The 26,003-nt window shown below is 62.2% G+C and carries 29 protein-coding genes; 11 read left to right on the plus strand and 18 right to left on the minus strand.

What is annotated here, in order from left to right; genetic code table 11:
• Nucleotides 1–4 precede the first annotated feature (4 nt).
• A complete protein-coding gene (locus SR858_RS21650; protein ID WP_019921464.1) occupies nucleotides 5–1,219 on the plus strand; it encodes a type II secretion system F family protein in 1,215 nt (404 codons plus the stop codon).
• 120 nt (nucleotides 1,220–1,339) lie between these two features.
• Here SR858_RS21650 and SR858_RS21655 read toward each other — a convergent pair whose 3' ends face one another.
• Nucleotides 1,340–1,696: a histidine kinase gene (locus SR858_RS21655; RefSeq protein ID WP_154819917.1), complete on the minus strand. Its 357-nt coding sequence runs from the start codon at nucleotides 1,694–1,696 to the stop codon at nucleotides 1,340–1,342.
• Between the two features lie 178 nt (nucleotides 1,697–1,874).
• Here SR858_RS21655 and SR858_RS21660 point away from each other — a divergent pair, with 178 nt between their 5' ends.
• The 4 genes from SR858_RS21660 to SR858_RS21675 all read left to right on the plus strand — a co-directional run bounded on the left by SR858_RS21660 (nucleotide 1,875) and on the right by SR858_RS21675 (nucleotide 4,400).
• Nucleotides 1,875–2,753, plus strand: a complete 879-nt coding sequence (locus SR858_RS21660; protein WP_019921462.1) for a prepilin peptidase — start codon at nucleotides 1,875–1,877, stop codon at nucleotides 2,751–2,753.
• Complete coding sequence (coaE, locus tag SR858_RS21665) at nucleotides 2,750–3,355, plus strand: dephospho-CoA kinase (RefSeq protein ID WP_019921461.1); 606 nt, start codon at nucleotides 2,750–2,752, stop codon at nucleotides 3,353–3,355. The genes SR858_RS21660 and coaE overlap by 4 nt, the downstream gene beginning before the upstream one ends.
• 106 nt (nucleotides 3,356–3,461) lie before the next feature.
• A complete protein-coding gene (gene zapD, locus SR858_RS21670) occupies nucleotides 3,462–4,217 on the plus strand; it encodes a cell division protein ZapD (protein WP_019921460.1) in 756 nt (251 codons plus the stop codon).
• A 9-nt stretch (nucleotides 4,218–4,226) separates the two neighbouring features.
• On the plus strand, nucleotides 4,227–4,400 hold the full coding sequence (locus SR858_RS21675; RefSeq protein ID WP_019921459.1) for a DNA gyrase inhibitor YacG: 174 nt from the start codon (nucleotides 4,227–4,229) through the stop codon (nucleotides 4,398–4,400).
• Between the two features lie 131 nt (nucleotides 4,401–4,531).
• Here the strand turns inward: SR858_RS21675 and SR858_RS21680 are convergent, their stop codons facing one another.
• From SR858_RS21680 to argJ, 6 genes are all read right to left on the minus strand, one after another.
• Nucleotides 4,532–5,299 (minus strand): anti-sigma factor, encoded by a 768-nt coding sequence (locus SR858_RS21680; protein WP_026637220.1) that lies wholly within the window; start codon nucleotides 5,297–5,299, stop codon nucleotides 4,532–4,534.
• Nucleotides 5,296–5,862 (minus strand): sigma-70 family RNA polymerase sigma factor, encoded by a 567-nt coding sequence (locus SR858_RS21685; protein WP_019921457.1) that lies wholly within the window; start codon nucleotides 5,860–5,862, stop codon nucleotides 5,296–5,298. Before SR858_RS21685 ends, SR858_RS21680 begins: the two co-directional genes overlap by 4 nt.
• Before the next feature lie 86 nt (nucleotides 5,863–5,948).
• The gene (locus SR858_RS21690) at nucleotides 5,949–6,494 is read right to left on the minus strand and encodes a DUF3455 domain-containing protein (protein ID WP_019921456.1); all 546 of its coding nucleotides are present in this window, start codon (nucleotides 6,492–6,494) and stop codon (nucleotides 5,949–5,951) included.
• Between the two features lie 104 nt (nucleotides 6,495–6,598).
• The gene (locus SR858_RS21695; protein WP_019921455.1) at nucleotides 6,599–7,021 is read right to left on the minus strand and encodes an NUDIX domain-containing protein; all 423 of its coding nucleotides are present in this window, start codon (nucleotides 7,019–7,021) and stop codon (nucleotides 6,599–6,601) included.
• Nucleotides 7,018–7,893 (minus strand): ATP-binding protein, encoded by an 876-nt coding sequence (locus tag SR858_RS21700; protein ID WP_019921454.1) that lies wholly within the window; start codon nucleotides 7,891–7,893, stop codon nucleotides 7,018–7,020. Before SR858_RS21700 ends, SR858_RS21695 begins: the two co-directional genes overlap by 4 nt.
• Nucleotides 7,893–9,131, minus strand: coding sequence for a bifunctional glutamate N-acetyltransferase/amino-acid acetyltransferase ArgJ (gene argJ / locus SR858_RS21705; protein WP_019921453.1), 1,239 nt, complete (start codon nucleotides 9,129–9,131; stop codon nucleotides 7,893–7,895). Before argJ ends, SR858_RS21700 begins: the two co-directional genes overlap by 1 nt.
• A 320-nt stretch (nucleotides 9,132–9,451) precedes the next feature.
• Here argJ and SR858_RS21710 point away from each other — a divergent pair, with 320 nt between their 5' ends.
• Nucleotides 9,452–10,672 (plus strand): porin, encoded by a 1,221-nt coding sequence (locus SR858_RS21710; protein WP_026637219.1) that lies wholly within the window; start codon nucleotides 9,452–9,454, stop codon nucleotides 10,670–10,672.
• 13 nt (nucleotides 10,673–10,685) lie between these two features.
• Nucleotides 10,686–11,096 (plus strand): hypothetical protein, encoded by a 411-nt coding sequence (locus tag SR858_RS21715; RefSeq protein WP_019921451.1) that lies wholly within the window; start codon nucleotides 10,686–10,688, stop codon nucleotides 11,094–11,096.
• 59 nt (nucleotides 11,097–11,155) lie between these two features.
• On the opposite strand, the gene SR858_RS21720 is transcribed toward SR858_RS21715, so the two are convergent.
• From SR858_RS21720 to secA, 3 genes are all read right to left on the minus strand, one after another.
• Nucleotides 11,156–11,662 (minus strand): GNAT family N-acetyltransferase, encoded by a 507-nt coding sequence (locus SR858_RS21720; RefSeq protein WP_322533943.1) that lies wholly within the window; start codon nucleotides 11,660–11,662, stop codon nucleotides 11,156–11,158.
• Nucleotides 11,643–11,933, minus strand: a complete 291-nt coding sequence (locus tag SR858_RS21725; RefSeq protein ID WP_026637217.1) for a type II toxin-antitoxin system TacA family antitoxin — start codon at nucleotides 11,931–11,933, stop codon at nucleotides 11,643–11,645. The genes SR858_RS21720 and SR858_RS21725 overlap by 20 nt, the downstream gene beginning before the upstream one ends.
• 173 nt (nucleotides 11,934–12,106) lie before the next feature.
• Nucleotides 12,107–14,905 carry a preprotein translocase subunit SecA gene (gene secA, locus SR858_RS21730; protein WP_019921448.1) on the minus strand — a complete coding sequence of 933 codons (2,799 nt, stop codon included), beginning with the start codon at nucleotides 14,903–14,905 and terminating at the stop codon, nucleotides 12,107–12,109.
• A gap of 241 nt (nucleotides 14,906–15,146) precedes the next feature.
• On the opposite strand from secA, the gene SR858_RS21735 reads away from it, so the two are divergent.
• Nucleotides 15,147–15,626 carry a DciA family protein gene (locus SR858_RS21735; RefSeq protein ID WP_019921447.1) on the plus strand — a complete coding sequence of 160 codons (480 nt, stop codon included), beginning with the start codon at nucleotides 15,147–15,149 and terminating at the stop codon, nucleotides 15,624–15,626.
• A gap of 118 nt (nucleotides 15,627–15,744) precedes the next feature.
• Here the strand turns inward: SR858_RS21735 and lpxC are convergent, their stop codons facing one another.
• The 5 genes from lpxC to SR858_RS21760 all read right to left on the minus strand — a co-directional run bounded on the left by lpxC (nucleotide 15,745) and on the right by SR858_RS21760 (nucleotide 20,397).
• Nucleotides 15,745–16,680, minus strand: a complete 936-nt coding sequence (gene lpxC, locus SR858_RS21740; protein WP_019921446.1) for a UDP-3-O-acyl-N-acetylglucosamine deacetylase — start codon at nucleotides 16,678–16,680, stop codon at nucleotides 15,745–15,747.
• 42 nt (nucleotides 16,681–16,722) lie between these two features.
• Nucleotides 16,723–17,565 (minus strand): DMT family transporter, encoded by an 843-nt coding sequence (locus SR858_RS21745; RefSeq protein WP_019921445.1) that lies wholly within the window; start codon nucleotides 17,563–17,565, stop codon nucleotides 16,723–16,725.
• Nucleotides 17,566–17,774: 209 nt separating this feature from the next.
• Complete coding sequence (locus SR858_RS21750; protein ID WP_019921444.1) at nucleotides 17,775–19,103, minus strand: type II toxin-antitoxin system HipA family toxin; 1,329 nt, start codon at nucleotides 19,101–19,103, stop codon at nucleotides 17,775–17,777.
• Nucleotides 19,104–19,562, minus strand: coding sequence for an XRE family transcriptional regulator (locus SR858_RS21755; protein ID WP_322533947.1), 459 nt, complete (start codon nucleotides 19,560–19,562; stop codon nucleotides 19,104–19,106).
• A 37-nt stretch (nucleotides 19,563–19,599) separates the two neighbouring features.
• Nucleotides 19,600–20,397 carry a helix-turn-helix transcriptional regulator gene (locus SR858_RS21760; protein WP_019921442.1) on the minus strand — a complete coding sequence of 266 codons (798 nt, stop codon included), beginning with the start codon at nucleotides 20,395–20,397 and terminating at the stop codon, nucleotides 19,600–19,602.
• Between the two features lie 94 nt (nucleotides 20,398–20,491).
• Here SR858_RS21760 and SR858_RS21765 point away from each other — a divergent pair, with 94 nt between their 5' ends.
• The 3 genes from SR858_RS21765 to SR858_RS21775 all read left to right on the plus strand — a co-directional run bounded on the left by SR858_RS21765 (nucleotide 20,492) and on the right by SR858_RS21775 (nucleotide 22,681).
• The gene (locus SR858_RS21765; RefSeq protein WP_019921441.1) at nucleotides 20,492–21,262 is read left to right on the plus strand and encodes a class I SAM-dependent methyltransferase; all 771 of its coding nucleotides are present in this window, start codon (nucleotides 20,492–20,494) and stop codon (nucleotides 21,260–21,262) included.
• 70 nt (nucleotides 21,263–21,332) lie between these two features.
• Nucleotides 21,333–21,788, plus strand: coding sequence for a DUF2628 domain-containing protein (locus SR858_RS21770; protein ID WP_019921440.1), 456 nt, complete (start codon nucleotides 21,333–21,335; stop codon nucleotides 21,786–21,788).
• A gap of 104 nt (nucleotides 21,789–21,892) precedes the next feature.
• A complete protein-coding gene (locus tag SR858_RS21775) occupies nucleotides 21,893–22,681 on the plus strand; it encodes a nucleotidyltransferase domain-containing protein (protein WP_040377739.1) in 789 nt (262 codons plus the stop codon).
• Between the two features lie 52 nt (nucleotides 22,682–22,733).
• Here SR858_RS21775 and SR858_RS21780 read toward each other — a convergent pair whose 3' ends face one another.
• The 3 genes from SR858_RS21780 to ftsA form a co-directional block, all read right to left on the minus strand.
• A complete protein-coding gene (locus SR858_RS21780) occupies nucleotides 22,734–23,237 on the minus strand; it encodes a peroxiredoxin (RefSeq protein ID WP_019921438.1) in 504 nt (167 codons plus the stop codon).
• A 124-nt stretch (nucleotides 23,238–23,361) separates the two neighbouring features.
• Entirely contained in the window at nucleotides 23,362–24,579 is a 1,218-nt protein-coding gene (ftsZ, locus tag SR858_RS21785; RefSeq protein WP_019921437.1) for a cell division protein FtsZ, read from the minus strand.
• Between the two features lie 178 nt (nucleotides 24,580–24,757).
• Nucleotides 24,758–25,990, minus strand: coding sequence for a cell division protein FtsA (gene ftsA, locus SR858_RS21790; protein ID WP_019921436.1), 1,233 nt, complete (start codon nucleotides 25,988–25,990; stop codon nucleotides 24,758–24,760).
• Nucleotides 25,991–26,003 lie beyond the last annotated feature (13 nt).

The following is a 26,003-nucleotide window of genomic DNA, read 5'->3' on the forward strand; positions in this document are numbered from 1 at the left end:
ACCCATGGCAAACACCGGCAACCAGGTCAAGGAAACCATTTTTGCGTGGGAAGGCAAGGACAAGACCGGCAAGACCGTGCGCGGCGAACTGCGCGCCGGCGGCGAAGCCGTGGTCAACGTCACCTTGCGGCGCCAGGGCATCATGGTCACCAAGGTGCGCAAGAAAACCTACCGCAGCGGCAAGCGCATCAAGGAAAAGGACATCAGCCTGTTTACGCGCCAGCTGGCCACCATGATGAAAGCCGGCGTGCCGTTGCTGCAAGCGTTCGATATCGTCGGCAAGGGCCATGCCAATCCGTCGGTCTCCAAGCTGGTGCTGGATTTGCGCGCCGATATCGAGACCGGCACCAGCCTCAACCAGGCGTTCCGCAAGTTCCCGCTGTACTTCGACGCGCTGTTCTGCAACCTGGTGGCCGCTGGCGAACAGGCCGGCATCCTGGAAGACCTGCTCACCCGGCTGGCCATCTACAAGGAAAAGACGCTGGCCATGAAGGCCAAGATTCGGTCGGCGCTGATGTACCCGATCTCGATCCTGGCGGTCGCTTTCATCGTCACTGCGGTAATCATGATCTGGGTGGTGCCCGCGTTCAAGGAAGTGTTTGCCAGCTTCGGCGCCAACCTGCCCGCCCCCACGCTGTTCGTGATGGCGCTCTCCGAATTCTTCGTGAACTGGTGGTATGTAATTTTTGGTAGTCTTGGCTTCGGCATCTGGTTGTTTTTCCGCACCTGGAAACGCTCGGTGCCGATGCAGCGCGCCATGGACCGGCTGATCCTGCGCGTGCCCGTGTTTGGCGAGGTGGTGCGCAAGGCCACGATTGCCCGCTGGACCCGCACCCTGTCCACCATGTTTGCCGCCGGCGTGCCGCTGGTCGAATCGCTCGACTCGGTGGGCGGCGCAGCCGGCAACGCCGTCTATGCCGACGCCACGCGCCGCATCCAGAACGAGGTGAGCACGGGCACCAGTCTCACCGCCGCCATGCAGAATGCCGACGTATTCCCGAATATGGTGACGCAGATGGTGTCGATCGGCGAGGAATCGGGCGCGCTCGACGCCATGCTGGGCAAGGTGGCCGACTTTTACGAGGAAGAAGTGGACGAGGCCGTGGCTTCGCTGTCGAGCCTGATGGAACCGGCCATCATGGTGATCCTGGGCGTGCTGATCGGCGGGCTGGTGATTGCCATGTATTTGCCGATCTTCAAGCTGGGGTCGGTGGTCTGAGGGGCTGCGCCGCGTTATTCGGCAGCCGCTCGGCCGCGTGGTGCGGCTGCGACTTGGCTGTGTGGTGCGGCTGCGCCCAGGCCCCGTAATGTGGCTGCGACTTGGCGGTGCAACGGTGGTTCAGTCGCGCTTTTTCGACGGCGGACGCAGCGCCTGCAGGCGCTGGCGGCCATCGGCCAGGGCGGCGTCGCCCTGGTCGAGCAGGTGTTCGATGGCCGCGCGCTCGGCGCTGCCGGCGGGAAAGCGCTGGCCCACGCTTTGAAAGCTCAGCAGGATGCCCTGCATGCCTTGCAGCAGCGCATCGTGGACGTCGCAGGCCAGGCGTTCGCGCTCGGCCAGCTGCGCCAGCAGGTCGCGGCGGCGGCACATGGCCTTGCACCAGCGGTCGTGGCACAGCAAGCCCAGCATCAGGCAGAGTAATAGTCCCAGCAACAGGCAGCCTGCCAGCCATAGCCATGGGGGTAAGGAAGTCGGCAATCGAGGCTCCAACCAGATCAGTTCCGCCACCTTGCCATTAACTTTTGGTTACGCCCATATCTCGTACGGGGGAGAAACTGCGCCAAGATGGGGCAAATTTGACTGGCGCGTCGGCGGCCATGCTTTAATATGCGCTGGGGTCATCAATCGACCAATTTTTCAGGAAAATTACTCACTCATGCTGCAACCGTCCCTGCTGTTCGCTCCCGCCGGCGAGCTTGTCATCAGCCTGATCGCCGGGCTGTTCGGCCTCTTGATCGGCAGCTTCCTGAATGTCGTGATTCACCGCCTGCCGCAAATGATGCAGCGCGAGTCGGACAATTATTGCGATGAAGAAGCCGGAAAACCGCCGCGCCACACCACGCAGTACAGCCTTGTGGCCCCGCGTTCGGCCTGCCCGCACTGCGGCCACCAGATCACGGCGCTGGAAAATATCCCGGTCATCAGCTGGCTGGCGCTGCGCGGCAAATGCAGCCAGTGCAAAGCGCCGATCTCGGTGCGCTACCCGCTGGTGGAATTGCTGACGGCTGCGCTGTCGGCGCTGGTGGTGTGGCAGTTCGGCAGCGGCTGGCAGGGACTGGGCGGCTTGCTGCTGCTGTACATGCTGGTGGCGCTTACCTTCATCGACTTCGATACCCAGCTGTTGCCCGACGACCTGACCTACCCGCTGCTGTGGGCCGGCTTGCTGCTCAATCTCAATGCCACCTATGTCACGCTCGAGAGCGCGGTGATCGGCGCGGCGGCCGGCTACCTGGTGCTGTGGTCGATTTACTGGGCCTACAAATTGCTGCGCAAGCGCGAAGGCATGGGCTACGGCGACTTCAAGCTGCTGGCCGCGCTCGGCGCCTGGCTCGGCTGGGCCATGTTGCCGGCCATCGTGCTGATGGCCTCGCTGGTGGGTTCGGTGGTCGGCATCGTGCTGATGGTGCTCAACCGTCGCGGGCTCGACTACCAGATTCCGTTCGGCCCGTACCTGGCGGCCTCGGGCCTGATCTGTTTCCTGTACCGCGCGCCGCTGGCCGATGTCAGCGCCATCCTGTACCCGGTGCTGCGATGACGGGCACTTTTGCGGTCGGCCTGACGGGCGGCATCGGCAGCGGCAAGAGCACCGTGGCCGACCTGTTTGCCGCGCGCGGCGCGTCCATAATTGATACCGACGTCATCGCCCACAGCCTGACCGCGCCGGGCGGCGCGGCCATGCCGGCCATCGTGCAGGCGTTCGGCGCCGAGTTTGCCGATGCCGATGGCGCACTCGACCGTACCCGCATGCGCGCGCTGGTGTTTTCCGATGCCAAGGCGAAAGCCGCGCTCGAAGCGATCCTGCACCCGCGCATCCGCGCCGGCGCGCTCGCTGCTGCCGAGGCCGCTACCGGCGATTATGTGATGTATGCGGTGCCGCTGCTGGTGGAGTCGGGAACGTGGCGTGACAGGGTGTCGCGCGTACTCGCGGTAGACTGTCGCGAAGACGTGCAGATTGCCCGCGTCATGGCACGCAACAATCTGTCCGAAACGCAAGTGCGCGCCATCATGGCAGCCCAGGCCAGCCGGGCCGAACGGCTGGCAGCAGCCGACGATGTCATCGACAATAACGCCGGTCGCGACGCCCTGGCGCCGCAAATCGACCGCCTGCACGCCCAATATCTGCACATGCGCGGTTAATTTGGGCCCGATCGCGCACTATGCTGTCGCAATGTTTGTAATTTTGCTTGGCTTGCTTCAAAATCACGTGCATTGCTTGCAGGTCCACCTATAGAGGGATGTTATTTTGATCGTCTACGAATATCCTTTCAACGAACGCATCCGAACCTTGTTGCGCTTGGAGGATCTGTACGAGAAATTCCAGTTCTTTGTGCATCAGCCCGACCCGATGCAGCACCATGTCGCCCTGTCCACCATTTTCGACATGCTCGAAGTGGCCGGTCGCGCCGATCTCAAATCCGACCTGCTGCAAGAACTCGAACGCCAGCGCCAGACCCTGCTCGGCTACCGCCTCAATCCCAACGTCCAGCCCGAAATGCTCGACGCCATCCTGGCCGAAGTGGACTCGGTCAGCAGCGCCCTGGTCGCCGCGCAAGGCAAGACCGGCCAGAACGTGCGCGACAACGAGTGGCTGATGAGCATCCGTGGCCGCACCATCATTCCCGGCGGCGCCTGCGATTTCGACATGCCGTCGTACTACGCCTGGCAGCAACGGCCGGCCGAGCAGCGCTACAGCGACATCGTTACCTGGTTCACGCCGCTGGCGCCGCTGTTCGATGCGCTGGCCCTGGTGCTGCGCCTGCTGCGCGACTCGGGCGCGCCGGTCAAGATGATTGCCGTGGCCGGCAGCTACCAGCAAATGTTGCAAGGCAAGGTGTACCAGATGCTGCGCCTCACGCTCGACGAAACCTCGGGCGCGATTCCAGAAATCTCCGCCAACAAGTACATGTTGTGGGTCCGGTTTACCACCCAGGGCGGGGACCTGAAACCCAAGCCGCTGGAAGATCAGGTACCATTCGAGCTCACCCTCTGCAACTTCTGATCAAATCATATGGTTACCGTAGTCTCCTGCCCGACCTGTTCCGCCAAAGTGGAATGGAAGCCTGAAAACAAGTATCGCCCGTTCTGCTCGGAACGCTGCAAGCAGATCGATCTCGGCGCCTGGGCCGAGGAGAAGTACGCGATTCCGGCCGCGCCCCCAAAAGACCCGCACGAGGAAGAGTAAGCGCAGCCAGCGCGCTGCACATGCCGCTGTAACTTGCGAAAAACTCGAGTCCCGCCTGCGCGGGAATGACGGCTCACCGGCTGGTGATCGATGCTGCCGCCGACCGTTACACTGCCGTTCCCCGGCTCCCCCTACATCGCTACCTTGACCGCCCTGCCGATATACAGGATCGGCCCGGTCGGCTTGCCGGTCGGCGAACCCGCTTCCGGTTCCAGCGTAATTTCAAACAGCTGGTCCTGCTGCACCTGCGGCAGTTGATCGAGAGTCAGCTTGACCGATTGATTCGGTCGCACCAGCCCCAGCGATACCGGCGCCTTCCAGTCGGTGCCCTTGGTCCAGAATTGCAGCGACTTGTTGCCCGGCACGGCCACGCCTTGCAGCGGCGTCAAGGTCAGCTTGCGGTTCAGGCTGGCCTGGACCACGTAGCCGGCGGTACGTTCCTGCGGCGCCACCAGCACCACCATGTACGCCGGCTGTAGTGCCTCACTGGACGGTTGGCGCGTGAGCAGCACGGCCAGCACCAGCGTGGCAAACACGGCCCCGCCGCTGAGCGCACGCCACAGGCGCAGATCGTCCCACCAGCGGCGCCAGCCACCGGCGGCTGTTACGGCCGACGGTGTCAGACTGCTTGCCAGCCTGTTGGCAGATTGGTCCGCCGCAGCCGTGGCGCGGCTGCTGGCCACGCTATTGCTGATTTTCGGCCACAGTTCCGGCGACGGTTCAGTTGGCTCTGCCAGCGCGGTCAGCGGCAGCAGGCGCTGCTCCCACGCGGCCACTTCGGCGCGCAGCAGCGGCTCCAGGGCCAGCCGCCGTTCGACGTCCTGGCGCGCCGCCAGCGGCAAGGTGCCGAGCACGTACTCGCCAGCGAGCTCCCGTAATGTTTCGATAGATTCCGTCATGCCATGCACTCCCGCAAAGCGGCCAGGCCGCGCTTGAGCCAGGCTTTGACCGTGCCCAGCGGCGCGTTCAGCCGCGCCGCGATTTCACTGTGGCTGCACCCATCGACATAGGCGCAGACGATGCTGTTGCGCTTGGCGCTGTCGAGGTGGCCAAGGCAGTCGTTCAGGCGTCCCATATTCGCTTGCAGCTCGAACTGCTCGGCGACCGTGTCGCCCTGACCGTCCTGCGCTTCCTGCAAGGCGTCGAGTGCATCGTTGTCATCGGTATAGACGTCGCGTTCACGCGAGCGCAGCGCGTTCAATGCCTGGTGCCGCACCACGCTGAAAATCCAGCCGCGCCCGGCGCCACGGCCGGCATCGAAGCTGGCCGCTTTTTGCCAGATGCTGACAAAGGCATCGTGCAGCACGTCTTCGGCCAGGTCGCGCCGGCGCACGATGCGCAGCGCCACGCCCAGCAAATGGCGGCCATCCTGCTGGTACAGGCGGTGCAGCGCCTGCTGGTCGCCGAGCGCACAGGCGTGCAGCGCAGCGTCGTAATCGAATCCGTCGGCGGTTGGTGGCATCGGTATTCTGTGGTGAGGTGGGCGGAGCGCTGCTGCGGCTGATTATAGCCGAGGGCTGCGCGCCAGCCCGCTCCGGTTCATTGCTCTCAGGCGGCTTTCCAGAAGATGTAGTCGGCCTGGTACTGCACCTTCTCCTTGGCGCCCGCGTTGCCCGCGCCGCACATGCCGGCCGGCGCCACGCCACCCTTGGTGGCCACGCGCTGGATGTACGTCACACCCATCATGGCGCCATTGCCCATGGCCGGGTTGGCCTTGACCAGCTGCGACGGGATATTGCCGGCGCCGGCCGGTGCGACCGCGAGCTGGGTGGCGGTGACTTTCGAGCCGTCGTTGCTCTGCCAGGTGGCCGGCGGACCGAAGTACTTACCGACGCTCATGCCGCCGCGGTCGGTCAGCTGCGCATCGGGGCCGATGAAGGTCCATTCGAACTGGTCGGCGCTGTCTTTCTTCAGTTTGCATTCGTAGGTGATGTCGCCGGCGCCCACGGTTTCCATGGCGACCTTGTGGCCGGCCGGTACCTGCACCGTGGCGGGCAGCGCTTGTTGATTGAAGCTGGGCATGCTCGGTGAGTTGGCGCAGGCCGAAAGCATGACAGCTGCGGCAATGGCGGACGTAATGGCGAAGGTTTTCATGGCGGGCTCCGGAAGTCGTTGTGAGGTGGCGGCGCATGGTTGTGCGCCGATACCTGTACTACCCGCCGGCACTGGGTTTGGATGCAGTGCGATGCAAAAATATTTTAGCGGCCGAGGTTACCACCAAAGCGCAGCTGGTCGAGCCACTCGATCAGCGGAATGGTGGCCGGCAGCAGCGGCTCCACGCCCACCGCGCCCTGCCACGCGAACGCCTGCCCCTCCAGGCTTTGCGGCTCGCCATGCCAGTCGCGGCTGATGAAGAAATGCAGGCGCACGTGCGCGTGCGGATACACGTGCTCGACGCCGCACCATTCCTCGGCGCTGTTGATGGTCAAACCCAGCTCCTCGACAAACTCGCGTTTCAAGGCTTCGAGGATGGTTTCGCCGGGATCGACTTTACCGCCCGGGAATTCCCAGTAGCCGTCGTACGGTTTGCCGGCCGGGCGCTGGCCCAGCAGCACATCGCCGTTCGGCTGCATCAGGATGCCCACGGCCACGTCGATAGGCTTGATTGCTGCGCCGCTCATGCCAGCCGCCCCGCGTAATCCTTGGCGAACTGCCACGCCACCCGGCCCGAACGCGAACCGCGTTGCAACGCCCAGCGCAGCGCGTCGCCACGGGCATCAGTGATCTGCGTCTCGGTGCAACCGAGCGAGGCCAGCCAGTGGTTGACGATCTGCAGGTAATCGTCCTGCTTGAACGGATAGAACGTCAGCCACAGCCCGAACCGTTCGGACAGCGAGATTTTTTCCTCGACCGTCTCGCCCGGATGCAGGTCGCCATCGTCGCCGTGTTTATAGCTCATGTTGTCGGACATGCGCTCGGGCAGCAGGTGGCGGCGGTTCGACGTGGCGTAGATCAGCACGTTGTCGGACTGCGCCGAGATGCTGCCATCGAGCGCCACCTTGAGCGCCTTGTAGCCGCTCTCGCCTTCTTCGAACGACAGGTCGTCGCAAAAGATGATGAAGCGCTCGGGCCGGCCGGCCACGAGATCGACGATATCGGGCAACTCGGCCAGGTCGGCCTTGTCCACCTCGATCAGGCGCAGGCCATCCTTGGCGAACTGGTTCAGGCACGCCTTGATCAGCGACGACTTGCCGGTGCCACGGGCGCCGGTCAGCAGCACGTTGTTGGCCGGGCGGCCGGCCACGAACTGGCGCGTGTTCTGCTCGATCTGCTGCTTTTGCGGGCCGATGTGCTGCAAGTCGTCCAGCGCGATATCGGACACGTGCGCGACCGCCTGCAGGTAGCTGGCACCACCCATGCCACCGCTGCGCTGGCGCCAGCGGAACGCATAGCCACGCGTCCAGTCCGGTACTGGCGGCGCCGGTGGCAGCACCGCCTCTACCCGCGCCAGCACGGCCTCGGCACGGGCCAGGAATTGTTCGAGCGTGGTCATCACGAACGGTAGTCGGCGTTGATACTCACGTAGTCGTGCGACAGGTCGCAGGTGTACACGGTAGCGGCCTGGTCGCCGCGCGCCAGTTTCACGCGCACCAGGATTTCGCTCTGCTGCATCACGCGCTGGCCATCGGCTTCCTGGTAATCGGGATTGCGGCCGCCGTTCTTGGCCACCCACACGTCGTCGAGGTACAGGTTGAGCTTGCTGACGTCGAGATCATCGACGCCGGCATAGCCGATCGCGGCCAGGATGCGGCCCAGGTTCGGGTCGGACGCGAAGAACGCGGTTTTCACCAGCGGCGAGTGGCCGATCGAATAGGCGATCTTGCGCGCTTCGGCCACGCTGGACGCGTCTTCCACGGTAATGGTGATGAACTTGGTGGCGCCCTCGCCGTCGCGCACGATGGCTTGCGCCAGGAACAGCGACAGCTCGGTGACGGCGGCAGCCAGCTCGCGGTATTCAGGCGACTCGACCGAATCGATGACCAGGCTGCCGGCGCCGGTGGCGATCAGCATGAAGGAATCGTTGGTCGAGGTATCGCCGTCGATGGTGATGCAATTGAAGGTCTGGTCGGCAACCTGCTTGACCAGCACGTCGAGCACCGGCTGCGCCACCTTGGCGTCGAACGCCAGGTAGCCGAGCATGGTGGCCATGTTCGGCTTGATCATGCCGGCGCCCTTGGAGATGCCGCTCATGGTGACCGTGTGGCCGCCGATGGTGACCGTGCGCGAACCGGCCTTGGGCTGGGTGTCGGTGGTCATGATGGCTTCGGCCGCGTTGAACCAGTTATCGGCTTGCAGGCCGGCCACCGCTTGCGGCAGGCCGGCGATCACCTTGGCCGCCGGCAACGGTTCGAGGATCACGCCGGTGGAGAACGGCAGGATCTGCGTCGCTTCGCAACCGAGCTGGGCCGCCAGCGCGGCGCAGGTTTCGTTGGCCAGTGACAGGCCCAGTTCGCCGGTACCGGCGTTGGCGTTGCCAGTGTTGACCAGCAGCGCGACGACCGGCTTGCCGGTCTCCTTGGCCGCCGCCAGGTGGGCCTTGGCGATCTGCACCGGCGCGGCGCAGAAACGGTTGAGCGTGAACACGCCGGCAACGGTGGCGGTAGGCGCCAGCCTCATCACCAGCACGTCCTTGCGGCTGGGCTTTTTGATGCCGGCTTGGGCGAAGCCGATCTCGATACCGGCAACGGGTTTCAGGTCGGCGGCGACGGGCAGAGGGGAATTGACGGCCATATTCAGTGATCTCGTAGGTGGCAGGGAAGCCGATATTGTAATGCCTGACCGACAAAACGGCGCGGTGCGTGAGCGACGACTTTCAGTCGTGGCATAAATGTTAAACATGCCTGCACGATTACTGACACGATGTCGTACAACTTACTGATTTTGCAGGTCTTTTGCATAAAAACGACGGAATATAGAACGATCGTCCACTTTTTTGCACTTATTTTCATGCCACATGGCAATTTAGTTTAAGTTGAGCAACGAATGCCCCATCCCCGCATCGCCCCAGACAACGTAGTACAAGACAACCCCTCAGCAAGGACGAGTACCTCATGAAAAAGCAACTATTAGTAGCAGCGGTCCTGGCCGCCATGGCCACGATGCACGCCCACGCCGGCGCCCTCGACGACGGCAACCTCAGCATCAGCGGCTTCGGCACCGTCGGCGTTGCCAAAGGCAATTCCGATACCGCCGAGTTCGCCCGTTACAACCAGGCCAAGGGCGTGGGCGACAGCCCGCGCATCAGCCTCGACACCAACCTCGGCCTGCAAGCGACCTACAAGATGAACGACTGGCTGTCGGGCACGGTGCAAGTACTGAGCCGCAAGGGCCCGGAAGGCAACTTTGGCACCGAAGTGACCTGGGGCTTCCTGAAAGCGAAAATCAACGACGAAGTCAGCGTACGCGTGGGCCGCGTGGTCGTGCCGACCTTCCTGATCTCGGACTACCAGAACGTCGGCTACGCCAACACCATGATGCGCCCGCCGGTCGAGCTGTACGCGCAGAACCCGATTGAAAACTCGGACGGCGCCGACATCAACTACCAGACCAACTTTGGCGACCTCAACTTCACCGCCCAGGCCTTTGTCGGCGTTTCGCGCGGCAAGATCTACGTGTCGTCGGGCAGCGGCTCGGTGGCCACCTACCGCGCGCCGGACGCCGGCATCAGCATCAGCGGCGAATACGGCCCGTTCATCGTGCGCGCCGCGCACGCCCGCGCCGAGATGGAAATCAACGACATCGGCTCGCTCAACACCTTGAGCAACACGCTGACGGCCGTGGGCTTCGGCAAGCTGGCTTCCGACCTGAATTTCAAAGACGGCAAGAAGATCGCGTTCACCTCGGTCGGCATGACCATGGACTGGAACAACATCCTGCTGCAAGCCGAATACGCCCAGCGCCGCGCCAAGGAACCGGTGTACCTGGCCGACACCAACGCCTGGTACGCGATGGCCGGCTACCGCATCGGCAAGTTCGTGCCTTACGTTGCGCACTCGAAGGTGGAAGGTCACGGCAGTTCAGTCACCGTGCCGGCTGCGTTTGCCGCCGCGCCAGCCGCGTTGCGCGGCGCCGTTACCGGCCTGATGGGCGCGCAGGAACAAAGCACCAGCCTGGTGGGCGTGCGCTGGGACTTCGCCAAGTCGATGGCACTCAAGGTGCAACTGGACCACGTGACACCGAAAGCCAAGTCGGGCTACCTGATCCACGCACCGGCCGCCGGCACCACCAAAGACATCAACGTGGTCGCAGTCGGCCTCGACTTCGTATTCTGATCCGGGAGCACCTATGAACAACAATATTATTGCTGCAATACTGGTGGCGGCGCTGGGCGCCGTGGCACTGCCGGCCTCGGCCGAAGTGGTCGTGATCGTCAGCCAGAAAAATCCTGCATCGCGCATGTTCTCGGAACAGGCTTCGCAGTTCTTCCTCGGTAAGTCGAACCTGTTCACGCCGGTGGACCTGCCGGAAAGCTCGGCCGTACGCGCCGAGTTCTACAAGAAGGTGGCGGACAAGGATACGGCGCAAGTCAAAGCCTTGTGGTCGAAGCTGGTGTTTACCGGCAAGGCGACCGCGCCGAAGGAATACGCCAGCGCCGCCGAGGTAAAGAAAGCCGTGGCAGCCGATCCGAAAGCGATCGGCTATATCGAGAAGTCGGCCGTCGATGATACGGTGAAGGTGATTTTGACGTTGCCGTAAGATGAAGTAGTGGCGGTCACTGTGGGTCCCGGTGGCCGCCATGTTCCAGGCAGTAAGAGTTACCCGTTCGGAAATTCAGGCATCGACGCGATCGGCAGTACCAGGATGTCCGGATCGTTGGGAAGCTGCAGGAAGCCGTATTTCTTGTAGAAGTCGACAGCGCCGTCTTTGGCGTCGACGAACATGGCAAAGCCGCCAACCAGCCGCGCGGCCTGGCACACCCGCTCCATCGCTTCAAACAACAGGCGCTCGCCGTAGCCGCGATGTCGCGCGTTGGTTGATACCGCCAGCCTCGCCAGCGTATATCCCGCCACGTTCATCGGTAACTTTTTTGCCATCGCAACTGGCAAATCATCCTTGGGTGTGACATCCCGGATGGCCATGGTCACGAAGCCTTGAACCACTGCCGGGCTCTCTTCCTCGATCAGCACAAACGTTTTAGAGGTATTATTTTTTTGATGCTGGCGCGCCGTGGTCCTCAACCAATGATTGAGATCTGTACTGCCGCAGTCAAAATTGGCTACATCATGCGCTTTACCGAGCGCCTCAATCTTTACGACCGCCATATTTCTCTTCCATGAATCGCTTGAAGCCCCGCTGCATCGCCTCATTGGGTTGCGGCGGGTTATCAAGCAGGTTGAGCAACATGGCGGCATCATCCCGAGAAATGGTGATGCGTTTTTCTCGATCCACAATCTTCTGCGCTTTTTCCAGCGCTGCCTGCACCACAAAACCATTCAAGGTAGTACCGGTCAACTCGGCTGCAGAGTTCAATACATCCGCTACCGCAGATGAAATTCTTGCGGTAATCCGCTCTTTCTCAAGTAGTGCGCTCATGGAATACCTTTTATAAGTTGACCTTAACAGTCGCTGTAACCCAAATATAGCACAAGACCAGATTTCGGTGTCAAATTGACGCCATGCGACAATTTGACACCGACAGCGATGAACGTAAAAAAGCCGCCATCATCGCGCGAGCGACAACGGCGGCTTTTTCCAATTAAAGCCGCTTACGCCAGCTTGCCGTGGCAAGCCTTGTACTTCTTGCCGCTGCCGCATGGGCAAGGGTCGTTGCGGCCGACTTTCAGGCCCATTTCCATCAGCTGCTCGCCCGTGAGGTTTTGCAGTTCCGGTGGCAGACCGGCGTAGTTGTTGGCAGTTGCCGGCGCGGGCGCCAGCAGGTCTTCCGGCGCCGCGTTCGGGTCGAAGTCGGCGTGCTGGTAGCTGACGTTTTCCACGTGCGACTTCTGCATCTCGGCTTCGGCCAGTTCGATCTCGTCGCGCGACTGGATGCGCACGGTCATGATCAGCTTGACCACTTCGTTCTTGATCATGTCCAGCATCTGGCCGAACAGCTCGAACGCTTCGCGCTTGTATTCCTGCTTCGGATTCTTTTGCGCGTAGCCGCGCAGGTGGATACCCTGGCGCAGGTGGTCGAGTGCGGCCAGGTGCTCGCGCCAGTGGCTGTCCACGCTTTGCAGCATGACGTTGCGCTCGAAACCGGCAAACGATTCGCGGCCGACAATGGCGATCTTCGCTTCGTACTGGGCATCGGCGGCAGCCAGCACGCGTTCCAGAATGTCGTCGTCGTTGATGTCTTTTTCGGTCTCGAGCATGTGCGCGAGCGGCAGGTCGATTTGCCATTCGGACGCCAGCGACGCTTCCAGGCCGGCGATATTCCACTGCTCTTCGACTGATTCGGCCGGCACGTATTCGCGTACCAGGTCGGTGAAGGCGCCGTGGCGCAGCGAGTCGATCAGTTCCTTGGTGTCGGTGGCTTCGAGCAACTCGTTACGCTGCTGGTAGATCACCTTGCGCTGGTCGTTGGCGACGTCGTCGTATTCCAGCAATTGCTTGCGGATATCGAAGTTGCGCGCTTCCACCTTGCGCTGGGCCGATTCGATCGAGCGCGAGACGATGCCCGCTTCGATCGGTTCGCCTTCTGGCATTTTCAGGCGGTCCATCACGGCGCGCATGCGGTCGCCCGCGAAAATGCGCAGCAGCGGATCGTCAAGCGACAGGAAGAAGCGCGACATGCCCGGATCGCCCTGGCGTGCGGCACGGCCGCGCAATTGATTGTCCACGCGACGCGATTCGTGGCGTTCGGTGCCGATGATGTGCAGGCCGCCGGCGGCCACCACTTCTTCGTGCAGCGCCTGCCAGCCGTCGCGCAGTGCCTTGGCCTGCCTGGCCTTGTCGGCGTCGGACAGGTCGGGATTGGCTTCGATGAACTGGATCTGCTTTTCCACGTTACCGCCCAACACGATGTCGGTACCGCGACCGGCCATGTTGGTGGCGATGGTGATGGCTTTCGGGCTACCGGCCTGGGCGATGATCTCCGCTTCGCGGGCGTGCTGCTTGGCGTTCAGGACGTTGTGCGGCAGGCCGGCCTTGGTCAGGATGCTCGACAGCAGTTCAGAATTCTCGATCGAGGTGGTACCGACCAGCACTGGCTGGTTGCGGTCGTAGCACTCGCGGATTTCCAGCATCATGGCGTTGTACTTTTCCTGCGCCGACTTGTACACCTGGTCCTGGCGGTCCTTGCGGGCCGATGGACGGTTCGGCGGCACTACCACGGTCTCGAGGCCGTAGATTTCCTGGAATTCGTACGCTTCGGTATCGGCGGTACCGGTCATGCCGGACAGCTTGGCGTACATGCGGAAGTAGTTCTGGAACGTGATCGAGGCCAGGGTCTGGTTCTCGTTCTGGATCTTGACGCCTTCTTTGGCTTCGACAGCCTGGTGCAGGCCGTCGGACCAGCGGCGCCCGGTCATCAGGCGGCCGGTGAATTCATCGACGATGACGACTTCATCGTTCTGCACCACGTACTGCTGATCCTTGTGGTACAGCGCGTGCGCGCGCAGCGCGGCGTACAGGTGGTGCACCAGCGTGATGTTGGCGGAATCGTACAGCGACGCGCCTTCGGCCAGCAGGCCCATCTGCGTGAGGATGGCCTCAGCTTTCTCGTGGCCGGCTTCGGTGAGCAGCACCTGGTGCGATTTCTCGTCCTTGGTGTAGTCGCCCGGCACTTCGATCTTGCCCTTGCCGTCGGACGTTTCTTCGCCGATTTGCAGGGTCAGGTGCTGCGGCACTTCGTTGATCTTGTAGTACAGGTCGGTATGATTTTCAGCCTGGCCCGAGATGATCAAAGGGGTACGCGCTTCATCGATCAGGATCGAGTCGACTTCATCGACGATGCCGAAGTTCAGTTCGCGCTGGACGCGGTCCTTGGCGTCGAACACCATGTTGTCGCGCAGGTAGTCGAAGCCGAATTCGTTGTTGGTGCCGTAAGTGATGTCCGAACGGTAGGCCAGCTGCTTGGTGCCGTGGTCCATCTGCGACAGGTTGATGCCGGTGGTGAGGCCGAGCCAGCTGTACAGCTTGGCCATGGTCTCGGCATCGCGCTGGGCCAGGTAATCATTGACGGTGACGATGTGCACGCCCTTGCCGGACAGTGCGTTCAGGTAGGCAGGCAGGGTGCCGGTCAGGGTTTTGCCCTCGCCGGTGCCCATTTCAGCGATCTTGCCATGGTGCAGAACCATACCGCCGAGCATTTGCACGTCGAAGTGGCGCATCTTGAACACGCGCTTGCTGGCCTCGCGGCAAACCGCGAACGCTTCGGGCAACAGGGCATCGAGCGACTCGCCCTTGGCGACCCGGTCCTTGAACTCGGGCGTCTTGGCTTGCAGCTCGGCATCCGACAGTTTTTCCATGGCCGGCTCGAGGGCATTGATCTCGCGTACCGTTTTTTGGTATTGCTTGAGCAGCCGCTGGTTGCGGCTGCCAAAAATCTTGGTCAGTAATGACATGCTTGAATTCTTGAAAAAACGCCGTTAAAAAAGCTCTGTAGGTGAAAAACGCTAGACCGCACGGAGTTCGACTATGGCAAAAGACGGTGATTTTATCACGCGTCCGGGGGTACATTGGGTTGATGGTCTGGATAACAATAGCCACAAGGTGAACAATGTCACCAAACCAATCTATTTTACCCGGTGGTGACAGATTGGCCGGCGACTGACGTGCGGGGCGCCGTTGTGATATGTTCGCGCCATGCGATTCAATTCCTCCAACCTGACAATCAAGCGCCGCACCGCCGTGGTGGCCACCGACTTCCTGCGCCGCGACGACAAGATGGCCGCCCTGCTGCCGGCCATCGAACGCATGGCCGCGCTGCAAAAAGACTGCGCTGCGGCGCTGCCGGCCATGTTCCGCTACTGCGACATCCTCGCTTTCGAGGACGGCCAGCTGACCTTGTCGGTACCGAACGCGGCGTTGGCAGCCAAGCTCAAACAGCAAATTCCGAAATTGCAGGAAACCCTGGCCAAGCGCGGCTGGCAAGTGAGCGCCACGCGCCTGAAGGTGCAGATGACCAAAGCGGCCGAAATCAAGGAGCAGATGCGCTCGCTGTCGCTGTCGGAAGCGGCGGTCACCGCGTTCGACGACCTCGGCAACAACCTCGAGCAGTCGCCGCAGAATGCCACGCTGATTGCCGCCCTGAAGGCGATGGTGGCAAGGCGTCGCACACCTTAACGCATTGGGGCCCTATGCTGGCTCTGCGATGGGAAGGGCTCCGTATCGGCGCTCTTTACCCCTCGACCCATGGGGTCGGACCCCGTATGGGGTCCGACCCCGGTTGGGCTTGCGGGTTTCAGGTTTGCGCCCACTCGCTGGCCATCTGGCGCGCATACGACTGCGGTGCCGCCTCGACCTTGTCGAAGGTGACGATCTCGTAGGCATCGGGATGCTTGAGCAATTCCAGCAGCAGCTGGTTGTTGAGCGCATGGCCCGACTTGTGCGCCTCGTAACCGGCGATCAGCGGATGGCCCACCAGGTACAAGTCGCCGATCGCATCGAGGATCTTGTGGCGCACGAACTCGTCGTCGTAGCGCAGCCCGTCCGAATTCAAGATGCGATATTCGTCCATCACGATGGCGTTTTCCAGCGAACCGCCACGCGCCAGGCCGATGCCGCGCAACATTTCCACGTCCTGCATGAAGCCGAAGGTACGCGCGCGCGCCACGTCGTGCACGTACGAGACGTCGCCGAAATCGACCACGGCGCGCTGCTGCGTGCCATCGACGGCCGGATGGTTGAACTCGATGAAGAAATCGAGCTTGAAACCGTCGTGCGGCACCAGGCGCGCCCATTTTTCGCGGTCGCCGGTGCCCTCGCGGATTTCCACCGGTTTCAGGACGCGGATGAATTTCTTGGCGGCCGGCTGCTCCAGCACGCCCGCTTGTTGCAAGAGAAACACGAACGAGGAGGCCGAGCCGTCCATGATCGGAATTTCCTCGGCGCTCACTTCGATGTACAGGTTGTCGATGCCGAGGCCGGCGCAGGCCGACATCAGGTGCTCGACCGTGGAGACGCGGGCGCCGTCCTTGACCAGCACCGACGCCATGCGCGTGTCGCCGACCGCCATCGCGCTCGACGGGAACTCGACCATGGGCGAGAGATCGACGCGGCGGAACACGATGCCGGTATCCGGTTCGGCCGGGCGCAGGGTCAGCTCGACCTTGCGTCCGGAATGCAGGCCCACGCCAGTGGTGCGGACCAGTTCTTTGATGGTGCGTTGTTTTAACATGGGCTGATTATATCCAAGTTGTCCGGCCGGGGTTGGCCAAGGCTACGGATGTTCCGACTCCTTGTGAGCGGACTCGCGCCGCACCAGGTAGATGCCGCTGGCAATGATGATACCCGCTCCCAGCAAGGTGTAGCCATCCGGCAGCGCCTGCCACAACAACCAGTCGATCGCCACGCCCCAGGCCAGCGCCGTGTACTCGAACGGCGCCACGATCGATGCGCGGCCCGTGCTGAAGGCCTTGGTAATCGCCAGCTGGCCGAAAAAGCCCGACAGCGCCAGCGCCAGCAGCACCCAGCCGTCGGCCGCGCGCACCGGCACCCATACCGGCCAGGCCAGCGCCACGCCGCCGATCGCCATCAGGGTAAGCAGCCAGAACATCATCGACTCGGTACTGTCGGTGCGCGCCAGCAGCCGCGCGGTGATGGCCGAGACCGCGTAGCACGCGGCAGCCGCCAGAATCGCCAGCCCGCCCAAGGTCAGAAAACCGCTGCCTTCAGGGCGCAGCACCACCAGCACGCCAACCAGCCCAACCACGATGGCGACCCACTGCCCCGCCACCACGCGCTCCTTGAGCACGAACACCGACAGCATGGTGATGAGCGCAGGCGCGATGAAGAAGATCGAATACGCCTCGGCCAGCGACAGCGCCTTGAGGCCATACGCAAACGTGGTGAGCATGCCGATGCCGAGCAACGCGCGGAAAACGTGCATGCCCCAGCGCACCTTGAAAATGCCGCGAAACGCGCCGCGATACCAGATGTAAACACACAGCAGCGGCAGCGAACTCAAGGCGCGCAAGGCGGTCACCTGGGTGGCGGGATACGTGGCCGATAACAGTTTCATGGTGGTATCCATGAACGAAAACATCATCACGGCAGTCAGCATGGCGTAGATGCTGTGCAGGTTTTCCTTGCGGGAGATGGTGGAAGTAAAAGCGGAAGTCAGGGGAAGCTCCTTGCTACGCTGGCCCAAGGCGGGCCACTGGGAACGTCATCATGGCGACGTCCGGAGCCAGGACGGCGCGAGTTGGCTCATGCGCGGTCGGCCATGATTATAGCAAGTTGACAATGGGCGTGCTGGTGGGCGAGGTTTGCCTACTCCCTCAATGGTGAGCGGCGCGCCCTGGTTGGCGTATCCGCATAGGCCTCGCTTAGGAAGCCTCGCCGCTGGGACAGTAGCGCCTCGCCATCGATGCGTTGCGCGAGCTCTTCGATATCGGCATCGGAAACACCATAGGCCTTGAAGTGCTCTTTCCATCCATCCACGACGAGAATAACCTGCGCCACCTCGCTGCAGGCCTCGCGCGCGGTCAGGCCGAATAAGGCGTGCTGTGACATCGCATTCACGAGCGTCGAGTCACGGCCGTCTGCGCCGATACCGAGCTCCTGGTGCCCCTGTCCGGAATTTGTGGGAAGCACGTCGTAGGCAGGCGCCAGCGCGAGCCGACGTACCCTGGCGGACGCGCCCTTTCCTGCAGGCTCGGGGATAACCAGAAGCGTATGGTTCTTTTCATGATCGTCGGTGTTATCGATGAGAATATTGAACACCATGCGCCGAAATAACTCAGCCATTTCGCGCCTGTTTTCGCCACTCGCAGTCCTGCCGGATCGGCGCAGTAGTTGCGCCAGGTTCGGGTAGCTCAGGTCAGGTTCCTGGGTTGCGGTGACCAGCGCACGCAGGGCAGTGCCTGCCGAGATACAGTGCACACGCTGTGCGCCCTTGCGGTCGAATCGTCGCACCGCTATGGCGTTTTCCCCGGCGAGCGGCACCAGCCTAGTCTCTGCCACGGTAATGCCGGCTTTGCCGCAAAGCGTCATGGTGGCGTGCTCGATCAGCGGAACGTCCACCGGTTCGTCGTTGAAGAATTTAATGACCCACTGCTCTCCCCCAATTTCGATTAGCGCCTTTGGCTTGGCGCCGCCGAAGCTGCCGCCTGATGCGGCCATGCGCCCTTCCAGCTCGGTGATCGGCTCTTTGCCGCTGATTTTCGCGATAATCTCGCTGAGCTTTTGCGCGCTCTCGAGCCGTGGTAGCGGCCCGACGACGCGGGGCAAGTATGCGTCTTGTGAAGTGGAAACACCCAACGCGCCAAAGCGGTCGTCACCGGCGTAGTACAGGAACTCCATTAACGACAACCGGGCAGGCTTGTTGATGAATCGGATAACCCGCTCCCCCCAGCGGTCCGGGCGGGCATCATCGACGGCGCCCGCAGCAACCTCCTTGGTGCGTGGCAAATGTTCGATATCGACCAATGGCAGGTCTTCGCTCAACGGAAAACCCGATGCCAACCATGTGGGCGCATAGGTCAACGAGACGCCCTTGCCCACGGTCACCAGGCTCAAGGTACCGACGAGACGGGGATTGTCGGGCTCTTCAATAAACCAGAGATAAAGCTCGTTAGAAACAAGCTGATGGGTTGCCACCTAAGCCTCCTTGGCTTCCTTGCGTTTCTGGCGCGTTTGTGCCGACGCCTGGGCGCGGGCTTTGCCGAGCGCTACCGCTTTTCTGACGTCCAGTTCCAGTGCGCCACGATCCTTGTCAGGAGAGGCCAGCTCCGCAAGTGCACCGTCGCGGCCGATCAACCACAGGGCTGTGGCATAAATTCCCATGCCAACGCCAGGCTCGCCGGCCTCCAGCCGCATCAGTGTCGGCACAGACACGCCCAGCCGGGACGCCCATGACGCCAGTGACTCTTTACGGCGCAGTCTTGCGACTGCCAGGTCCGCCCCCAGGCGCTCAAGTGCCGACAGTGTGGCGGGCGGGAGTTGCTGTAGGGCGATAGGCATCTTAGGCATAATAAAAAGAATAGTAAAAACAACTGTTTCGTACAAGTCTTTGTTAGTTTCCCGAATATTCGATTGTCGCCTGAAGCCAATATACACAAAGAATTACATGAAATTTCTATTTTCGTGCAATTCTTTATTTACGTGAGTATGAATATGGCTGCCGCGATGGCAGCAACATCACCAGCTTCAGATCATGCCGCTTGGCCAGATGCATGGTTACCTGCGTCAACGCCAGCTCTCCCATGGCCGGATGCTGGAAGCGGCGCAGGCCGCCGTCGCGGGCGACCACGTCCTGCAAGGTCCAGAGAGCCTGGAACTCGGCACTGCCTTGCGACAGCTCGGCGATCAGGCCGGCGACGGCGGGCAGGCCCGCGTGCTTGCCGATGTCGGCGCGGAACTCGGCCACCAGGCGGCTGGCGCGGTCGTCCCAATCGACGATCAGGCCGCGCGCGGCAGCGCTGCGGAACATGAAGCGCAGCAGGTTCGGACGCAGCGGCGCATCGGTCTCGACATCGAGCCAGCCACCGAACAGCGCCAGCGCGTCGGCGTTCCAGGCCAGCGCATCCCACTGGCGATCGAGCACATAGGCCGGGGCGTTGATGGCATCCACCATCGCCTGCAATGGCTGCGATTCTTCGTGCGTGGCGCTTGCTTGCGGGTCAATTCTATCGGCGAGGCTGAACAGATAACCACGCTCGGCCGCGCTCAGTTGCAGCACGTCGGCCAGGCGCGCCAGCAGGTTGCTTGACGCGGCCACATCCCTGCCCTGCTCGAGCCAGGTCAGCCAGGTGGGGCTGACGTCGCATAGCTGCGCCAGTTCCTCGCGCCGCAGGCCGGGCGTGCGGCGGCGGCCGCCCGCCGGCAAACCTGCGCGGTCAGGCGTGATGCGCTCGCGGTGGGCGCGGATGAAGTCGCCGAGATTGTGTTGCATGGTAGTTCCTTATACCAGGATAAATCCTTGTCTTGTTACAGGATATGAATCCACCTATTCTGCCCTGACCACCACCTTTTTTGGAGAAAATCTCATGCAGCAGCCAGCCCTCGTCGCCCAGCAGTTCGGCAACACTGCCAGCGCCTACCTGACCAGCGCGGTCCACGCGCAAGGCGCCGACCTGACCGCATTGCGCGACATCGCCGCCGGCTTGACCGGCAGCGCCAAGCGCCCCGTCGTGCTCGATCTCGGCTGCGGCGCCGGCCACGCCAGCTTCGCGGTGGCGCCGGTGGCCGAGTCGGTCACGGCGTTCGACCTGTCGCCGGAAATGCTGGCCGTGGTGGCCGGCGCCGCGCGCGAACGGGGCTTGGCGCAGATCGTCACGCAGCAAGGCAACGTGGCCAGCCTGCCGTTTGCCGACGCGTCGTTCTGCATGGTGATGACGCGCTTTTCCGCCCACCACTGGCTCGACGTGCCGGCGGCCCTGCGCGAAGTCAACCGCGTGCTCAAGCCGGGCGGCGTGTTGGTCGTCATCGACATCACGGCGCCCGAATCGCCGCTGCACGACACCACCTTGCAGGCCGTGGAATTGCTGCGCGACGGCTCGCACGTGCGCGACTACCGTACCTCGGAGTGGCTGCGCATGCTCGATGACGCCGGCTTCGCAGGCGAGCGCGTGAGCGACTGGAAACTGCACATGCAATTCGACGAATGGACCGCGCGCATGCGCACGCCAGCCGAACGCGCGACCGCGATCCGCAGCCTGCTGCGCAGCGCGCCTGTGGAGACGCGTGACTGTTTCGCGGTGCAGGACGATGGCTCGTTCACCATCGATTCCACCCTGTTCAGGGCGTCATTGCGATGAGTTGCCAATAGTCAATGCCCGTCCTTCGTTTCGCTGGAATCATGGCCTTCCAACGTGAATTGGAGGAAATATGGATACGTGCCAGCAGTGCGGTTCCGGTATCAATGTCGTCAAGCCCGCATGCGGGACATGCGGTACGCCTATCCCGCGCGGCGGTGAACAGCAGTCCGCTGCTGACCTGTCGCCAGCGTGGCGCGCCAGGTTTGCACTGATCGACAAAGCAGGCGGCCCGTCGCTGCCCGGTGTGAAAACCCTGCCAGTCAGTGAACGCTTCAAGCTGATGAACTGGTGGGCGCTGTTTTTCGGCGCGTTTTATTACATTGCGAAAGGGATGTGGAGAAAGGCGATCTCCCTGTCGGTAGCGTTATCCATCGCCTTTTTATTATTGGAGTTGTTCATGGCCGCTCTGGCGATGCCCGATGCTGGCAATGGGATTGCGACCGGCGCAGCAGCCGCTCTTTTCGGCATCCGCGCCAACATCGATTACTACAAAAAAATCGTGCTGCGGCAAAATGGCTGGTGGTAGCAAAATTAACGACTACCCGCCCGGAGGTTGATGTCGCCTCAAGCCGCATATTAACGCTCTCGGCAGCACTAACCAAGGCGGCCCGGCTGCGATATAGTTGCGGAATGATTCCAACTGACATCCGTGAAGAAATACTGAACCGCATGCGCCGTGCCGAAGCCGAGCATGGCGTGCGCATCCTGCTGGCGGTCGAATCCGGCAGCCGTGCCTGGGGCTTTGCCTCGCCCAATAGCGACTACGATGCGCGTTTTATTTATGTCCATCCGCAGGACTGGTACCTGTCGGTCGGGCTGGAGGAGCAGCGCGACGTGATCGAATATCCGATTGTCGATGATATCGATCTCAACGGTTGGGACTTGCGCAAGGCGCTGCGCCTGTTCGCGCGTTCCAACCCGGCGTTTGTCGAATGGATACAGTCGCCGATCATCTATGCCGAACACGGTCCGTTTGCTGCGGCGGCGCGCGCGCTGCTGCCGGACGTGTACTCGGGCGAGACCGGCATTTACCACTACCGCAGTATGGCCAAGACCAATTATCGCGGCTACCTGCAAAGCGAACTGGTGCCGCTGAAAAAATACTTTTACGTGCTGCGCCCGTTGCTGGCGGTGCGCTGGCTTGAGCAGTACGGTACAGCTGCGCCGATCGAGTTTGAAAAACTGCTGCACCTGGTCGCCGACCAGCCGCAACTGCTGGCCGACATCGATGCCTTGTTGGTGCAAAAGCGCGCGGCGCCGGAACTGGGTCTGGCGCCCGCCATTCCCAGCATCAACGCGTTTGTCGAAAGCGAACTGGCGCGACTGGAATCGATCAAACCAGCGCCGCAACAGCGCGGCGACCTGGTACCGGCGCTGAGCGACGTCTTCCTCGACTGCCTGCATCATGCCTGGTCGTGAAACACAAAACGGCGCCTAAGCGCCGTCTGTCATTGCTGCCAACTGAAGCCGGTTACAGCTGGCCCAGCAAGGTCTCCGCGTTCGACACTTCGAACTTGCCGCCCTGCTCGATGTTCAGCTGGGTAACCTTGCCGTCTTCCACCAGCAGCGAGTAGCGCTGCGAGCGGGTGCCCATGCCGTGCTTGCTGAAGTCGGCGTCCAGGCCCAGCGCCTTGCTGTAGGCGGCGTTACCGTCGGCCATCATGCGGACGATGCCGGTGGCTTTCTGGTCGCGGCCCCAGGCGCCCATCACGAATGCGTCGTTGACCGAGATGCACCAGATTTCATCGACGCCCTTGGCCTTGAATTCTTCCGCGTGCTGCACGTAACCTGGTACGTGCTGTGCCGAGCAGGTCGGCGTGTAGGCGCCTGGCAGGCCGAAGATGGCGATCTTCTTGCCCTTGACCAGGTCCTGCACGTTGAATACGTTCGGGCCCAGTGCGCAGCCTTCGGTTTCGGTTTCGATGAATTCGGCCAGGGTGCCTTCCGGCAGTTGATCGCCGATCTTGATGGTCATGGTGACTCCTTGATATAAATTTGGGAACGAAAAAAAGCCGCGACGCGCGCGGCTTTTCACGGCTAGCAACAGCCAGTATGCCTGAACCGCCGTGATCGTGCAGGCGACGGTTCAGCAAACCGGATTAGTCGGCTTGCTTGCGCAGGAAGGCTGGAATGTCATAGGTCTCCATGCCATTCTTTTCCATCGCGCGCACTTGTTCCGAGGCCGACTCGCGGCGCCATACGGCTGGCGCCTTCATGCCGTCGAAGCCGGCCGCGCCGGAACCCATCACGCCGGTCGCGCCCATCGACACGTTGACCGCCGCGCCGCCCATGCCAGCCGATGGCATCATCGGGCTGTTGTGGGTGCCGGTGCGCAGCATTTGCTGCGGTACCAGTTGCACGTGCTTCTTGGTCTTGCCGAGGCCGGTGGCAACCACGGTGACGCGGATCTCGTCGCCCATCGAGTCGTCGTAGGCAATACCCTGGGCGATCGACGCATCCGGTGCGGCGAAGGCGCGCACGGCGGCCATGACTTCCTTGATCTCCTTACCTTTCAGGCCACGGCTGGCGGTCACATTGACCAGCACGCCACGAGCGCCCGACAGGTCCACGCCGTCAAGCAGCGGCGAGGCCACGGCCTGTTCGGCGGCGATGCGCGCGCGGTCCACGCCCGAGGCGGTCGCGGTGCCCATCATGGCCTTGCCCTGCTCGCCCATGATGGTCTTGACGTCGTTGAAGTCGACGTTGATGTGGCCCGGCACGTTGATGATCTCGGCGATACCGGCCACCGCGTTGTTCAGGACATCGTCGGCGTGCTGCAGCCATTCGATCAGCGATTCGTCTTCGTAGATCTCTTCAAGTTTCTCGTTGAGGATCACGATCAGCGAGTCGACGTTGGCCGACAGCTGCTCCAGGCCTTCGTCGGCGATGTCCATGCACTTCTGGCCTTCGTGCGAAAACGGCTTGGAGACCACGGCAACGGTCAGCGCGCCCAGCGACTTGGCCACTTCGGCCACGATCGGTGCGGCGCCGGTGCCGGTACCGCCGCCCATGCCGGCGGCGATGAAGACCATGTGCGCGCCGCGCAGCGCGTCTTCGATGCGCGCGCGCGAATCTTCGGCCAGCTTGCGGCCGACTTCCGGCTTCATGCCGGCGCCCAGGCCGGTCTCGCCGATCTGGATGATGTTGTCCGCGCGCGAGGTAGCCAGCGCCTGCGCATCGGTATTGGCGGCGATGAACTCCACGCCGGACATGCCCTTGTTGATCATGTGTTGAACCGCATTGCCACCTGCTCCGCCGACACCGACCACCTTGATGACGGTGCCCAAAGCTGCGTTATCGACCATATCGAACTCCATGATGTGCTCCCTATCAGTTTGCCGTTTCCAAGCGCCAGTCCTCATAGTAATAGGAGAACTGGAGATTGAAAACTGCGGATTAATTTAAATAATTTAGATGCTTACGTTTTCGTTCAGTTTTGTTCAACTGCATACTGCGTTCGTTCTGCTTTGTGCTGCATATCCTGTACTGCCCTGCTTAAAAGTTCCCGAGGAACCATTCCTTCATGCGCTGCCATACCGCCTTCACCGAACCATCCTGGCGCGTGACGATGTGTCCGCGCAGGTACTGCTTTTTCGCTTCCAGCAGCAGGCCCAGCACCGTCGCGTAGCGCGGGCTGCGCACCACGTCGGCCAGCTGGCCCCGGTAGTCGGGCGTACCCAGGCGCGCCGGGCGCAGGAAGATGTCTTCCGCCATCTCCACCATGCCCGGCATGATGGCCGTGCCGCCGGTGAGGACGATGCCCGACGACAGCACGCCTTCGTAACCCGACTCGCGCACCACCTGGTGCACCATCGCGAACAGCTCTTCCACGCGCGGCTCGATCACGGCCGCCAGCGCCTGGCGCGACAGCGTGCGCGGACCACGGTCGCCCAGCCCCGGCACCTCCAGCGTTTCGCCCGGATCGGCCAGCACCTGCTTGGCCACGCCGAAGCGGATCTTGATCTCCTCCGCTTCCGCCGTGGGCGTACGCAGCGCCATGGCGATGTCGTTGGTGATCTGGTCGCCTGCGATCGGGATCACCGCCGTGTGGCGGATCGCGCCGTCGGAGAACACCGCCACGTCGGTGGTGCCGCCGCCGATGTCGATCAGAACCACGCCCAGTTCTTTTTCATCGGTGGTCAGCACCGCGTCGGCCGAGGCCATCGGTTGCAAGATCAGGTCCGAAACTTCCAGCCCGCAACGACGCACGCACTTGACGATGTTTTGCACCGCAGACACGGCGCCGGTCACGATATGGACTTTGACTTCGAGACGGATGCCGCTCATGCCGATCGGCTCGCGCACATCTTCCTGGCTGTCGACAATGAACTCCTGCGGCACGGTGTGCAGCAATTGCTGATCAGTCGGAATGTTAACCGCCTTTGCCGTTTCAATGACGCGCGCTACGTCGGTAGCGGTCACTTCCTTTTCCTTGATGGCCACCATGCCGCTCGAATTGAAGCTGCGGATATGACTGCCAGCAATACCTGCGTACACATTGCGGATCTTGCAGTCGGCCATGAGCTCGGCTTCTTCCAGTGCGCGCTGGATCGATTCGACGGTCGCTTCGATGTTGACCACCACGCCTTTTTTCAGGCCCTTCGATTCGTGCTGGCCCAGCCCGATCACTTCGTGGCGTCCATCCCCCATCACCTCCGCCACCACGGCCACCACCTTGGAGGTGCCGATGTCGAGACCGACGATCAGGTTTTTCGCGTCTTTTGTCATGTTGCCTGCTCTG

The organism is Duganella zoogloeoides, assembly GCF_034479515.1.
Lineage (GTDB): Bacteria > Pseudomonadota > Gammaproteobacteria > Burkholderiales > Burkholderiaceae_D > Rugamonas > Rugamonas zoogloeoides.

Bases quoted from the DNA above. Each gene is read 5' to 3' on its own strand.
- SR858_RS21700 (WP_019921454.1), bottom strand. From the start codon at position 7,893: ATGACCACGCTCGAACAATTCCTGGCCCGTGCCGAGGCCGTGCTGGCG.
- ftsA (WP_019921436.1), bottom strand. From the start codon at position 25,990: ATGACAAAAGACGCGAAAAACCTGATCGTCGGTCTCGACATCGGCACC.
- SR858_RS21675 (WP_019921459.1), top strand. From the start codon at position 4,227: ATGGTTACCGTAGTCTCCTGCCCGACCTGTTCCGCCAAAGTGGAATGG.
- SR858_RS21660 (WP_019921462.1), top strand. From the start codon at position 1,875: ATGCTGCAACCGTCCCTGCTGTTCGCTCCCGCCGGCGAGCTTGTCATC.
- argJ (WP_019921453.1), bottom strand. From the start codon at position 9,131: ATGGCCGTCAATTCCCCTCTGCCCGTCGCCGCCGACCTGAAACCCGTT.
- SR858_RS21720 (WP_322533943.1), bottom strand. From the start codon at position 11,662: ATGGCGGTCGTAAAGATTGAGGCGCTCGGTAAAGCGCATGATGTAGCC.
- SR858_RS21735 (WP_019921447.1), top strand. From the start codon at position 15,147: ATGCGATTCAATTCCTCCAACCTGACAATCAAGCGCCGCACCGCCGTG.
- secA (WP_019921448.1), bottom strand. From the start codon at position 14,905: ATGTCATTACTGACCAAGATTTTTGGCAGCCGCAACCAGCGGCTGCTC.
- SR858_RS21650 (WP_019921464.1), top strand. From the start codon at position 5: ATGGCAAACACCGGCAACCAGGTCAAGGAAACCATTTTTGCGTGGGAA.
- SR858_RS21680 (WP_026637220.1), bottom strand. From the start codon at position 5,299: ATGACGGAATCTATCGAAACATTACGGGAGCTCGCTGGCGAGTACGTG.
- coaE (WP_019921461.1), top strand. From the start codon at position 2,750: ATGACGGGCACTTTTGCGGTCGGCCTGACGGGCGGCATCGGCAGCGGC.
- ftsZ (WP_019921437.1), bottom strand. From the start codon at position 24,579: ATGGAGTTCGATATGGTCGATAACGCAGCTTTGGGCACCGTCATCAAG.
- SR858_RS21765 (WP_019921441.1), top strand. From the start codon at position 20,492: ATGCAGCAGCCAGCCCTCGTCGCCCAGCAGTTCGGCAACACTGCCAGC.
- lpxC (WP_019921446.1), bottom strand. From the start codon at position 16,680: ATGTTAAAACAACGCACCATCAAAGAACTGGTCCGCACCACTGGCGTG.
- SR858_RS21695 (WP_019921455.1), bottom strand. From the start codon at position 7,021: ATGAGCGGCGCAGCAATCAAGCCTATCGACGTGGCCGTGGGCATCCTG.
- SR858_RS21770 (WP_019921440.1), top strand. From the start codon at position 21,333: ATGGATACGTGCCAGCAGTGCGGTTCCGGTATCAATGTCGTCAAGCCC.
- SR858_RS21780 (WP_019921438.1), bottom strand. From the start codon at position 23,237: ATGACCATCAAGATCGGCGATCAACTGCCGGAAGGCACCCTGGCCGAA.
- SR858_RS21685 (WP_019921457.1), bottom strand. From the start codon at position 5,862: ATGCCACCAACCGCCGACGGATTCGATTACGACGCTGCGCTGCACGCC.
- SR858_RS21745 (WP_019921445.1), bottom strand. From the start codon at position 17,565: ATGCTGACTGCCGTGATGATGTTTTCGTTCATGGATACCACCATGAAA.
- SR858_RS21715 (WP_019921451.1), top strand. From the start codon at position 10,686: ATGAACAACAATATTATTGCTGCAATACTGGTGGCGGCGCTGGGCGCC.
- SR858_RS21725 (WP_026637217.1), bottom strand. From the start codon at position 11,933: ATGAGCGCACTACTTGAGAAAGAGCGGATTACCGCAAGAATTTCATCT.
- SR858_RS21690 (WP_019921456.1), bottom strand. From the start codon at position 6,494: ATGAAAACCTTCGCCATTACGTCCGCCATTGCCGCAGCTGTCATGCTT.
- SR858_RS21775 (WP_040377739.1), top strand. From the start codon at position 21,893: ATGATTCCAACTGACATCCGTGAAGAAATACTGAACCGCATGCGCCGT.
- SR858_RS21760 (WP_019921442.1), bottom strand. From the start codon at position 20,397: ATGCAACACAATCTCGGCGACTTCATCCGCGCCCACCGCGAGCGCATC.
- SR858_RS21710 (WP_026637219.1), top strand. From the start codon at position 9,452: ATGAAAAAGCAACTATTAGTAGCAGCGGTCCTGGCCGCCATGGCCACG.